The organism is Pseudomonas sp. R3-18-08 (assembly GCF_003852065.1).
Taxonomy (GTDB): Bacteria; Pseudomonadota; Gammaproteobacteria; order Pseudomonadales; family Pseudomonadaceae; genus Aquipseudomonas.
Window position 1 is genome coordinate 4,303,839 of sequence record NZ_CP027729.1, and the last position, 11,449, is coordinate 4,315,287.

The window sequence follows — 11,449 nt, forward strand, 5'->3', positions numbered from 1 at the left end:
GTATATTGACCGGAACGCCTATTCTGGTCAATACGGCAAAATGGTCAGTCATAAGCCGCGTTGCTTTGATTTACCTAGGCTGCGGGCAATTCAAACAAACGTTTGTATTGGACGCTGACAGTGGTGTAGATATAATGCGCCACCTAGAGAGAAAGGTGGGTCTTGCCGTTTCTGCAGGGCCGTACCGAACCTCCACCCATTAGAAAAAAAGCCTGTTGAGCCTTGAGTAGGAGATAGCCTGTGGAACGCGAATACATGGAATTCGACGTGGTCATCGTCGGCGCTGGCCCGGCTGGCCTGTCCGCCGCCTGCCGACTGAAGCAGAAGGCCGCCGAAGCCGGTAAGGAAATCAGCGTCTGCGTGGTCGAGAAAGGCTCCGAAGTGGGTGCACACATCCTCTCTGGCGCGGTCTTCGAACCGCGCGCGCTGAACGAACTGTTCCCGGACTGGAAAGCCCTCGGCGCGCCGCTCAACACCCCCGTGGTGCGTGACGACATCTATGTACTGCGCAGCAGCGAGACCTCCACCAAGGTTCCGGACTTCTTTGTGCCCAAGACCATGCACAACGAAGGCAACTACATCATCTCCCTGGGCAACCTGTGCCGCTGGCTCGCCCAGCAGGCCGAGAACCTGGGCGTGGAAATCTACCCGGGCTTCGCCGCCCAGGAAGCGCTGTTCGATGAAAACGGCGTGGTGCGTGGCATCATTACCGGCGACCTCGGCGTCGACCGCGAAGGCAAGCCCAAGGAAGGCCTGTACACGCCGGGCATGGAATTGCGCGGCAAGTACACGCTGTTCGCCGAAGGCTGCCGCGGGCATATCGGCAAGCAACTGATCCAGCGTTTCAACCTGGACAGCGACGCCGACGCCCAGCATTACGGCATCGGTCTCAAGGAAATCTGGGACATCGACCCGGCCAAACATCAGCCAGGCCTGGTGGTGCACACCGCCGGTTGGCCGCTGGATATCATGGGCAACGAGAACACCGGTGGCTCGTTCCTTTATCACCTGGAAAACAACCAGGTGGTGGTCGGCCTGATCGTCGACCTGTCCTACAGCAACACCTTCCTGTCGCCGTTCGATGAATTCCAGCGCCTCAAGCATCATCCGGTGCTGGCCCAATACCTGGAAGGCGGCAAGCGCGTCAGCTACGGCGCCCGCGCTATCGCCAAAGGCGGCCTGAATTCGCTGCCGAAGATGATCTTCAAAGGCGGCGCGCTGATCGGCTGCGACCTCGGCACCCTGAACTTCGCCAAGATCAAAGGCAGCCACACCGCGATGAAGTCCGGCATGCTCGCCGCCGACGCCGTGGCCGACCGCCTGTTTGCCGAATCCGAGGGCGGTGATGAACTGACCGCGTATGTCGACAGCTTCAAAGCCAGCTGGCTGTACGAAGAACTGTTCGCCAGCCGCAACTTCGGCGCGGCCGTGCACAAGTTCGGCGCCATCGTCGGCGGCGGGTTCAACTGGCTCGACCAGAACATTTTTGGCGGCAAGCTCCCTTTCACGCTGCACGATACCAAGCCGGACTACGCCTGCCTCAAGCTGGCCAAAGACAGCCAGAAGATCGACTACCCCAAACCCGACGGCAAGCTGAGCTTCGACAAGCTGAGCTCGGTGTTCATCTCCGGTACCAACCACGAAGAAGAACAGCCGTGCCACCTGAAACTCAAGGACCCGAGCATCCCGATCGGCACCAACCTGCCGCTCTACGATGAACCGGCGCAGCGCTACTGCCCGGCCGGCGTGTATGAGGTGGTGACTAAAGAAGACGGCGAGAAACGCTTCCAGATCAACGCCCAGAACTGCGTGCACTGCAAGACCTGTGACATCAAGGACCCTTCGCAGAACATCACCTGGGTGACACCGGAAGGTGCGGGCGGGCCGACTTACCCGAATATGTAAGCCAAAACGAGGTTCCCCAAGTGGGAGCCTTTTTTATGGCCAGCATCAATTAAAAATGTGGGAGGGGGCTTGCTCCCGATGGCGGTGGGTCAGTCACAATTTGGCTGACTGATGCACCGCTATCGGGAGCAAGCCCCCTCCCACATTTTGATCCCATGAAGTCAGCGAGATCTAGGCAGCCCGCTCTTCGCCGGGGTTGCGCAGGAAGTAGCGCTTGTACTCGCGACTGAACTGCGACGTGCTCTGATAACCCACGCTGTGCGCCGCCTGCGCCACACCCATGCCCTCGACCAGCAACAACTGCTGCGCCTTCAGCAGCCGCAGGCGCTTGAGATACTGCACCGGCGACAACAGCGTGCAGCGCTTGAAATGTTCGTGAAAGGTCGATGCGCTCATGTGCGCATAACCGGCCAACGTCTCGATGTTCAACGGCTCGGCGTAATGGGCATGCAGGTGGTTCAAGGACGTGGCAATCCGCGAAAACTGCCCCTGCTGTTCCACCAGTGCACGCAACACATCGGCCTGGGGCCCACGCAACGCCGTGAACAATAATTCGCGCACCCGCGCCGGGCCCATGATCCGGCTTTCCAGCGGATCGTGCAGGCACTGCAACAGCCGTTCGACGCACCCGCGCATGGCGTCATCGAGTACCACCGAACTCATCGACTCCAGCGTCTGCGCAGCCGGCGGTGGCCCAGACTGCATGCCCATGGCCATCACCAACTCACCCAACACCACCCGATCGATACCCACTGTGACGCCCAACAGCGGCGCACCGGGCGCCATGGCGAAGGTCTCGCATTCGAACGGCACGGGCATCGCCTGGATCAGATAATGCCCGGCGCCATATTCCAGGGTACGCGGGCCCAGGTAGGCGACCTTGCTGCCTTGGGCCACGAACATCAGGCTCGGCTCGTAAATCTGCGGCCCGCGCGCCACATCGCAACTGGCGCGCAGCACTTGCACGCCAGGCAGATGGGTTGGGGAAAAACCGTCGCGGGACGCGAGCCCCTCAATCAAGGAAACCAACGTGGCGTTGGCGTCGACGTGGCGGGTCAGCAGCATGGCAAAAAACTTCGCGAAAAAGGGATGAGAACATCATCGCAGGTCTGGCTGCGGATGCATCCAAACACTGGGCACTCCCGGACGAATAGGCATGAGACTCGGAGCAATCGCCATGGCCGCTGATTCGGTCGGCAGGGAGAATGGCCCGCCTCACTGTTCATTGCTTTTTGCGAGGTTTCTCCATGTACACCGCCATCGGTTACGCCGCCCAGTCGGCCACTACTCCCCTCGCCCCCATGTCGTTCGAGCGCCGCAGCCCGCGTGCCGATGACGTGGCTATCGAGATTCTCTACTGCGGCGTGTGCCACTCCGATATCCACCAGGCGCGCAACGAATGGGGCATTGCCGTTTACCCATTGATGCCCGGCCACGAGATCGTCGGCAAAGTCACCGCCGTCGGCGCCAGTGTTACCGCGCACAAGGTCGGTGATCTGGTCGGCGTGGGTTGCATGGTCGACTCATGCCGCCACTGCGAAGCCTGCCAATCGGACCTCGAGCAATACTGCCTCGAAGGCCCGACCATGACCTACGCCACCCCGGACCGCGTGGACGGCAGCAACACCATGGGCGGTTACTCCGACAGCATCGTGGTCAGCGAGCACTTCGTGGTGAAGATCCCGGCCAAGCTCGACCTGGCCAGCGCCGCGCCGATTCTCTGCGCGGGCATCACCACGTACTCGCCGCTCAAACACTACGGCGTCAAAGCCGGCGATAAGGTCGGGATCCTCGGCATGGGCGGCCTGGGCCATATGGGCATCAAGTTCGCCAAGGCCATGGGCGCCGAAGTGACACTGTTCACACGCTCGGCGAGCAAAGCCGAAGAAGGCCGTCGCCAGGGTGCCGACCATGTGATCGTGTCCACCGATGCCGAGCAGATGAAAGCCGCCGCCGGGCATTTCGACTTCCTGCTCGACACCATCCCGGTGCAGCACGACCTGAACCCCTACCTCGATGTACTGCGCTTTGACGGCGTGCATATTTTGGTCGGCTTGATCGAGCCGGTAGACCCGCCCGTCAATGCCGCCAAACTGGTATTGGGCCGCAAAGTGCTGGCCGGCTCGCTGATCGGCGGCATTGCCGAAACCCAGGAAGTCCTGGATTTCTGCGCCGAGCATGGGATCACCTGCGACATCGAGATGCTCGACATCCGCCAGATCAACGGGGCTTACACGCGGATGATCGCCGGTGATGTGAAGTATCGCTTCGTCATCGACATGGCGACCCTGAAGGCCTGATCAGGCCTTCGCGCCCAGTTCCGCCGAGAGCCGAGCTGCGACCTGCTTGATCACAGGGATCAGCTCGGCCATTTTCTCCAGCGGCATGTAGGGCACGGTACTGGCGATGCTGATGCCGGCGACGATTCGCCGGCTGGCATCGCGCACCGGTGCCGCGACGCAACGGATCGACGGTTCGTTGTCTTCCAGATCGAACGCATAACCGCCCACCACGTATTCATGCATGCGCTGCTCGAACTGCGCCCAGGATTGCTCGGGGTGCTGCGGCCACTGCAGGTTCTTGCCCCCCACCGGCAAGCTGACGTGGTACAGGCGCTGCCACTCTTCCACGCCGTCATCCAACATCAACGCCTTGCCGATGCCGGTGCGTGCCAGTGGCATGCGATGGCCCACCCGCGAGCGCATTTCCGGTCCGTTACGGCCGGGGTTCTTGTGCAGGTAGAGCACCTCGTCGTATTCGCGAATCGCCAGGTGGATGGTGTCGCCGGTGAGGGCTGACAACTCGTCGAGGTAAGGCACCGCCAGGTTGACCAAGGGCAGTTCTTCGCGCGCCTGGAAGCCCAACTCGATCAGCTTCGGCCCCAGCAGGTAACCGACTTGCGGCACCACGCGCAGGTAACGCTCCTCCACCAGGCAACTGGCCAGGCGGTGCGTGGTGCTGCGGGTGGTGCCGATGCGCCGGGCGATCTCCTTGAGATCCCGCGCGCCCGCCGCCACCGCTTGCACCACGCCCAGTCCGCGCAGCAGGGTCTGGGTGCCGGTGGGGGCGGTGTCTTTGACGGGGGTGTGGGGGTTTTCCAGCATATCGGGCCTATAGGTATGAAAGCGGGGACATTATGGCAAATACCGATCTTCAATACAGTGGGGATCAAAATGTGGGAGGGGGCTTGCTCCCGATGGCGGTGCTTCAGAAGCAAATGTGCTGAATGGCACACCGCCATCGGGAGCAAGCCCCCTCCCACATTTAGTCCTCATTCGACTTTTGATCAGCGTTGCTTCATGCGGTCGATGATCACCGCCAGCAGCAGGATCGAACCCCGAATCACATACTGGTAAAACGTGTCGATGTTTTTCAGGTTCATCGCATTCTCGATGATCGCCAGAATCAACACCCCGGCAATCACATGGCGGATCATGCCGATACCGCCGCTCAGCGACACCCCGCCCAGCACGCACGCGGATATCACCGTCAGCTCAAAGCCTTGGCCGATCATCGGCTGGCCCGAGGTCATGCGCGAGGCCAGGATCACCCCGGCCAGCGCGCCGATCAGACCGTGCACGGCAAAGATGATGATCTTGGTACGGTCAACGTTAACCCCAGCCAGCAGCGCCGCTTCCTGGTTGCCGCCAATCGCCATGGTGTTGCGCCCATAGGTGGTGTAATTGAGCAGCCAGCCAAAGAACACAAAGCACAACACGGTAATGATGATCGGCACCGGCACGCCCATCAGTTGGCCGTTGCCGAACACAAAAAAGCGCTCGTCCATCACCCCCACCGCCTTGCCGTTGGAGAAGATGTAGGCCAGGCCGCGCACAATCTGCATGGTCGCCAGGGTGGCGATCAGCGCATTGATGCGCAGCTTGGCGATGACGATGCCGTTGATCAGCCCCACCAGCAGGCCCATGGCCAAAGCCGCTGACACGCCGAGCACTACGCTGTCGGTATCTCGAATCACGATCCCCGCCACCACGCCGGCGCAGGCGATCACCGAGCCCACCGACAAGTCGAAGTGCCCCGACGCCAGGCAGAACAGCATGGTGCACGCGGCGATGCCCACGGTCGAAATCGCCAGACCCAGCCCGCGCATGTTCAGCGGCGACAGGAAGTTGTCGATAAACAGCGCGCTGAGCACGAAAATGCCCAGCGCCGCCAACAGCATCACCCAATCATCCAGGAATTTGCGCTGGTTGAAACCCGGCCAGAAGCCCTTTGCAGTTTTTACCTGAGACATACCCGTACCCTCGAATTCTTCAAGCCCGCGTACGCGGGAGTGCCAGTTGCAACAGCCGTGCTTCATCCGCCTGTTCGCGGGGTAGCTCGCCGGTGAGCGTGCCTTCGCTCATCACCAGGATGCGGTCGGAAATGCCCATGACTTCCATCAGGTCGCTGGACACCACGATCACCGCAATGCCCTGCGCCGCGAGGTTGTGAATGATCTGATAGATCTCCGATTTGGCGCCGATGTCGATACCGCGAGTGGGCTCGTCCAGCAGCAGCACTTTCATCGGCATCGACAACCAGCGGCCGAGAATGGCCTTTTGTTGGTTGCCGCCGGACAGGTACATGATTTTCTGTTCGGCGTTCGGCGTTTTCACCCTGAGCGCCTTGATCTGCGTGTCGGCGTTGCCCTTTTCCCAGTGATCGCGCAACAGCCAGCCAAATGCCGCGTGGGCGCCACGCGCACTGATGTTGATATTTTCCGCGACGCTGGCCAGTGGAATGATGCCCTCCTTCTTGCGATCCTCAGGGCACAACAGCACACCACCGGCGATGGCATCGCGCGGGGAGCGCAGGTGCAGGTTTTCTCCGCAGAGTTCCAGCTGCCCCGCCGTCTTGCGTTCAAGGCCGCTGAGCAGGCGCAGCAGCTCGGTACGCCCTGCGCCGACCAAGCCAAACAGGCCGAGAATCTCGCCCTTGTGCACCTGGAAACTCACCGGTTCACGCAAGCCCGGCCCGAGCAGGCCGTCGACCTTGAGCGCCACGTCGCCCTGCTGCCGTGGCCGGTAATCGTAGATGTCCTGGATATCGCGGCCGACCATGCAGGTCACCAACTGATCGTGGGTCAGTGTGCCCATGTCGTCGAAGGTGCGCACAAAGCGGCCATCCTTGAATACCGTCACCGCGTCGCAGATGCGGAACACTTCTTCCATGCGGTGCGATACGTAGAGCACCACTTTGCCCTCATCGCGCAAGCGCGTGATGATCGCCATCAACCGATCGATTTCGCGGGCAGACAAACTACTGGTCGGCTCGTCGAAGGCGATCACATGGGCGCCACGGGACAGTGCCTTGGCGATTTCCACCAGTTGGCGCTGGCCCAGGGACAGGCGACCCAGCTTCTCCTGGGGGTCGATTTCATCGGCCAGGCCCTTGAGGCACGCCAGCGCCTGCTGGCGCAGCAAACCACCGTTGACCACACCAAAGCGCGACGGCAAATGTCCGAGGAACAGGTTCTCCGCAACGGTCATTTCCGGCACCAGGTGCAGTTCCTGGTGGATCACCGCGACGCCGCTGGCAATGCTGTCGGCGGCGCTCTTGAACGCCATGGTCTGCTCGCCGATCTGCAGCGTGCCACTGCTGGGGATGTAGGCGCCGCCGAGGATCTTCAGCAGCGTCGACTTGCCCGCGCCGTTTTCGCCCATCAGCGCATGCACCGAGTTCGGCCGCGCTTCAAAGCTGATCTGCGCCAGGGCTTTCACACCGGGAAACTCCTTGCCGATGCCGTTGAAACGCAAGGCCGCGCCGCTCATTTCCACAGGCCGATTTTGGTCAGTTCTTCCTGGAAGTTGGCGCGGGTGATCAAGGTCACTTCGTCCATGGCGGTGTATTTAGCCGGCTCCTTGCCGGTGGTGACCCACTCGTACATCGCCAACGCGGTGTTGTAGCCCTCGATATGCGGGCTGGGCAGCATCGAGCCGAAGAAGCCGCTGTCGGCTTTCTTCAATTCGCCGATGGCGTCGGTGCCATTGATACCGATGCCGATCACATTAGCCGCCGCGAAACCGGCGCTTTCGGTAGCACGTACGCCGCCGAGCACGGTGTTGTCGTTCATGCCGCCGATGATCAGGTTTTTCGCGCCGCTGGGCAGTTTGACCAGCGCCGAGTTGGTGGCGTCCATGCTGCCTGGGACGTCGAGGGTTTTCAGCGCGGCAGTCAGAATATGGTCCTTCGGAATGCCGGCTTCTTCCAGGGATTTGATCGAGCCGTCGGTGCGTTTCTTGCCGGTGTCGAGTTCGTTATAGGTGTTGATCACCGCATAGGTGTCCTTCCAGTCCCAACCGCGTTTTTTCGCTTCGGCGGCCATCGCGGCGCCCTGCTTCTGGCCCACTTCGAAGGCGGCCATGCCCAGGTACGGCACGTCCTCCATGAAGTTGCCCTTGGCATCGACGAAGCGGTCGTCCACGGCCATTACTTTCAAGCCGTTGACCTTGGCCTTGGCGACAATCGCCGGGCCCAGGGACACGTCCGGCGGGCAGATCACAAAGCCCTTGGCGCCGTTGGCCGCCAGGCTATCGATGGCCGAGAGGGTTTTCTCACCGTCGGGCACGGCGATCTTGATCACGGTAAAACCGTGCTCCTTGCCGGCTTTTTCGGCGAAGGCCCATTCGGTCTGGAACCAAGGCTCTTCGGCCTGCTTGACCAGAAAGCCGATCTTCACTTCTTCAGCGGATACGAACCCACTGAACGCCATCGCAAGCGCCACAGCGCCGAGTGTTTTCTTGAACATGGACCACCTCATTGTTGTTATTGGAAAACGCTTTAGTCGTGGTACATCACCGACCGCCCGCCATCGATCATCAGGCAGGTGGCATTGATAAAGGGCGCCTCGTCGGTCGCCAGGAACAGCGCGGTCATCGCCACCTCGATGGGCTGGCCGATGCGCTTGGGCGGGTGCAGGTCGAACGCACGCTGACGCTCCGCAGAGGGGTCAGGGAACCCGTTCCAGTAGTCGACGTTGAGCTGGGTTTCGATATAGCCCGGTGCAATGGCATTCACGCGAATACCCTTGGGCGCGTATTCGATGCCCAGGGCGCGGGTAAGGCCGAGCAGGCCGTGCTTGGCGACAGGGTAAGGAAAGCAGCCGGGAATGATGTGGCTGGAATGGGTGGAAGCAATGTTGATGATGTTGCCGATGCCCTGCTCGATCATGTGCGGCAGCACCGCGCGGCAACCGTACCAGGCACCGTCAAGGTCAATGGCGAAGCAGCGGCGCCAGTCCTCGTCGGTCATTTCCAGCGGGTCGCGAAACACATTGACCCCGGCGCAGTTGACCAGCACGTCCACGCGGCCGAAGCGCTCGATGGCCACATTGACCAGCGTCTGCCATTGCTCTTTTGAGGTGATATCGACGGCCTGCGCGACAATCTCGGCGCCACGCTCGCGCCAATGGGCCGCGACTTTTTCGACTTTGTCCGCCTGGATATCCGCGATCACCAGCCGCGCCTGCTGCGCCTGGAAGCAGGCGACGATTGCCTCGCCAATGCCTTGTGCGGCGCCGGTGATGATCACCACCTTGTGCTTGAGGCGCTCGCCGTAAGTCGGCTCGGGCACGGCGGGTAAGGACAACGGTTGTGCCTGCATCGCTTCACCTGTTTTATTTTTGGCAGTGAGTGCTGATGCAGGCGACTATAAACCCAGACCTTAAAATATCTCAATATATAAATTTACGTCCCACAATGTGAGTAAACACATTAAAAAGCCGGCCATGAATGGCCGGCTCCGGGGCGCCTGTCAGCCCTGGGCGAAATCCCTCAGCACATCGCCTTCCATGCGATAGCGCACCCACTCTTCCTGGGGCTGCGCGCCGATGGATTTATAGAAGGCAATCGCCGGCTCGTTCCAGTCCAGCACGCTCCATTCGAAGCGGCCACAGCCGTTGTCGCAGGCGATCTTGGCGAGGTGGCGCAGCAACTTCTTGCCCGCCCCGCCGCCACGTTGTTCCGGGTTGATATAAAGGTCTTCCAGGTACAGACAGTTGCTGCCTAGCCAAGTGGAATAACTGAAAAAGAACACCGCAAAGCCAATCGGCAAGCCGTCGCGCAAACAGATCAGGCCGTGGGCGGTGGCGCCCTCGCTGAACAGGCTGCGCTCTATATCCACCACGCTGGCGATCACTTCGTGCCGGGCTTTTTCATACTCGGCCAGTTCCGTGATGAAGGTCAGAATCTGCGCAGCATCGCTGGGTACGGCGGGGCGAATCTCGATGGTCATGGGTGCGCCTTGGGCAAGTTCAAAGCCCACATACTAAGACGCTTTGATGACCGATTGCAGCGCATTTTCCTTGTGGTGGGCACACAAAATCTTACAGGTCACGCAAGACCGTTCGTCGCCATCAAGGCACGAACCGCAATTTGGGGCTGACCAATACAGGGTAAGGACATCAATCATATGGAGACACCCTCATGAAAAATTCCAAATTGGCTGCCCTCGCTCTCACCGGCCTGCTGTCTGCCGCGTCGCTGAGCGCTTTTGCCGCGACTTCGTCCACCGGCACCACGGACCCGGTCGGCTCCCCACCAAGCCCTGCCACCCAGGAATCCCAGGATTCCATGGGCACTGGCCTGGACACCAATGGCGGCGCGATCATCGACAACACCAACGGCGCCGACCCTCGCACCCAGGGTCACGATACGCAGCGTCAGGCACCTGCCGCCGTCGGTAACGGCAAGATGGGCCCTTCGGTCAACGAGCCGAAGATCAATAAAGGCGACGACTCGAATCTGCCGGGCGCACCGAAGCAACCAGCGCCTTGATGCATCCCTGGCACGATCAACACCCGATCATTTCCCAGTGAAGAGGTACACATGAACGTCGATACAACCCTTGAAAAAGAAGTCCTCACCCGCCTGCTGCACGCCCACCCGCAAGGCTTGGGCAAGGAGGTGCTGGACAACTACCGCGGCGAAAAAGAAGTCGCCAGTGTCTTGGCGCACTTGCAGGACCGCGGGCTGATCAGGGATGGGCATGTGACCACCGACGACGCCGGTGAATATTCGTTGAACCTGCCGATCAAGTTGACCGCGTCGGGTGTAGAAGAAGCGCGCAAGCTCGAAGAACCATCCGTTCAGTGATTCATTTCTGGTCTGGCCCCGCGCTTGGGGCCAGAAGGAGTTTTAGCGATGCCTCGTGGAAGCAAAGCCAAATACACCACCGAACAGAAACGCAAGGCCGCTCATATTGAAGACAGTTATGAGCACAAGGGACTGTCCAAGGAAGAAGCCGAAGCCCGTGCCTGGGCCACCGTCAACAAGCAGTCTGGCGGCGGCGAAAAGGCTGGATCCGGCAAGCGCAAGGCACCGGCTAAGAAGGCCCAGGACCGCCAGGATTCGGCAAAGCGCGCAGCAGCCAGTCGCGAGGGACAGCCTCGCAGCAGTCGCGCGTCGCTGGGCACGCAAACCAAGGAAAGCCTGATGAAAGAAGCGCGGGCCAAGGATATTCCCGGGCGTTCGACCATGCGTAAGGATGAGTTGATCGAAGCGCTGAAAAAAGCCGGTTGAACGCAGATTCAAATGTGGGAGGGGGC

General features: G+C 60.8%; 12 protein-coding genes. 5 read left to right on the forward strand and 7 right to left on the reverse strand.

From position 1 onward, the window contains the following. Positions 1–240 precede the first annotated feature (240 nt). On the forward strand, positions 241–1,905 hold the full coding sequence (locus C4J92_RS19670; protein ID WP_124405000.1) for an electron transfer flavoprotein-ubiquinone oxidoreductase: 1,665 nt from the start codon (positions 241–243) through the stop codon (positions 1,903–1,905). 171 nt (positions 1,906–2,076) lie between these two features. Here C4J92_RS19670 and C4J92_RS19675 read toward each other — a convergent pair whose 3' ends face one another. Beyond that, a complete protein-coding gene (locus C4J92_RS19675; RefSeq protein WP_124405001.1) occupies positions 2,077–2,970 on the reverse strand; it encodes an AraC family transcriptional regulator in 894 nt (297 codons plus the stop codon). Positions 2,971–3,152: 182 nt separating this feature from the next. Between C4J92_RS19675 and C4J92_RS19680 the strand changes: the two genes are divergently transcribed. After that, positions 3,153–4,205: an NAD(P)-dependent alcohol dehydrogenase gene (locus C4J92_RS19680; protein ID WP_124405002.1), complete on the forward strand. Its 1,053-nt coding sequence runs from the start codon at positions 3,153–3,155 to the stop codon at positions 4,203–4,205. Here C4J92_RS19680 and C4J92_RS19685 read toward each other — a convergent pair whose 3' ends face one another. The 6 genes from C4J92_RS19685 to C4J92_RS19710 form a co-directional block, all read right to left on the reverse strand. Then, positions 4,206–5,009 (reverse strand): IclR family transcriptional regulator, encoded by an 804-nt coding sequence (locus tag C4J92_RS19685; protein WP_124405003.1) that lies wholly within the window; start codon positions 5,007–5,009, stop codon positions 4,206–4,208. Positions 5,010–5,191: 182 nt separating this feature from the next. Beyond that, entirely contained in the window at positions 5,192–6,157 is a 966-nt protein-coding gene (gene araH / locus C4J92_RS19690; RefSeq protein WP_124405004.1) for an L-arabinose ABC transporter permease AraH, read from the reverse strand. 19 nt (positions 6,158–6,176) lie between these two features. Continuing rightward, a complete protein-coding gene (araG, locus tag C4J92_RS19695; protein WP_124405005.1) occupies positions 6,177–7,676 on the reverse strand; it encodes an L-arabinose ABC transporter ATP-binding protein AraG in 1,500 nt (499 codons plus the stop codon). Further along, on the reverse strand, positions 7,673–8,653 hold the full coding sequence (locus C4J92_RS19700) for a substrate-binding domain-containing protein (RefSeq protein WP_124405006.1): 981 nt from the start codon (positions 8,651–8,653) through the stop codon (positions 7,673–7,675). Before C4J92_RS19700 ends, araG begins: the two co-directional genes overlap by 4 nt. Positions 8,654–8,685: 32 nt before the next feature. Then, on the reverse strand, positions 8,686–9,507 hold the full coding sequence (locus C4J92_RS19705) for an SDR family oxidoreductase (RefSeq protein ID WP_124405007.1): 822 nt from the start codon (positions 9,505–9,507) through the stop codon (positions 8,686–8,688). 150 nt (positions 9,508–9,657) lie between these two features. Beyond that, positions 9,658–10,137 carry a GNAT family N-acetyltransferase gene (locus C4J92_RS19710; protein ID WP_124405008.1) on the reverse strand — a complete coding sequence of 160 codons (480 nt, stop codon included), beginning with the start codon at positions 10,135–10,137 and terminating at the stop codon, positions 9,658–9,660. Between the two features lie 191 nt (positions 10,138–10,328). Here C4J92_RS19710 and C4J92_RS19715 point away from each other — a divergent pair, with 191 nt between their 5' ends. From C4J92_RS19715 to C4J92_RS19725, 3 genes are read left to right on the forward strand one after another with little or no spacing between them, the layout of a single operon-like run. Continuing rightward, positions 10,329–10,679, forward strand: coding sequence for a hypothetical protein (locus C4J92_RS19715; RefSeq protein WP_124405009.1), 351 nt, complete (start codon positions 10,329–10,331; stop codon positions 10,677–10,679). Between the two features lie 51 nt (positions 10,680–10,730). Continuing rightward, positions 10,731–10,997 carry a hypothetical protein gene (locus C4J92_RS19720; RefSeq protein ID WP_124405010.1) on the forward strand — a complete coding sequence of 89 codons (267 nt, stop codon included), beginning with the start codon at positions 10,731–10,733 and terminating at the stop codon, positions 10,995–10,997. A 48-nt stretch (positions 10,998–11,045) separates the two neighbouring features. Further along, entirely contained in the window at positions 11,046–11,423 is a 378-nt protein-coding gene (locus C4J92_RS19725) for a Rho termination factor N-terminal domain-containing protein (protein WP_124371564.1), read from the forward strand. The last annotated feature ends 26 nt before the right edge of the window (positions 11,424–11,449 follow it).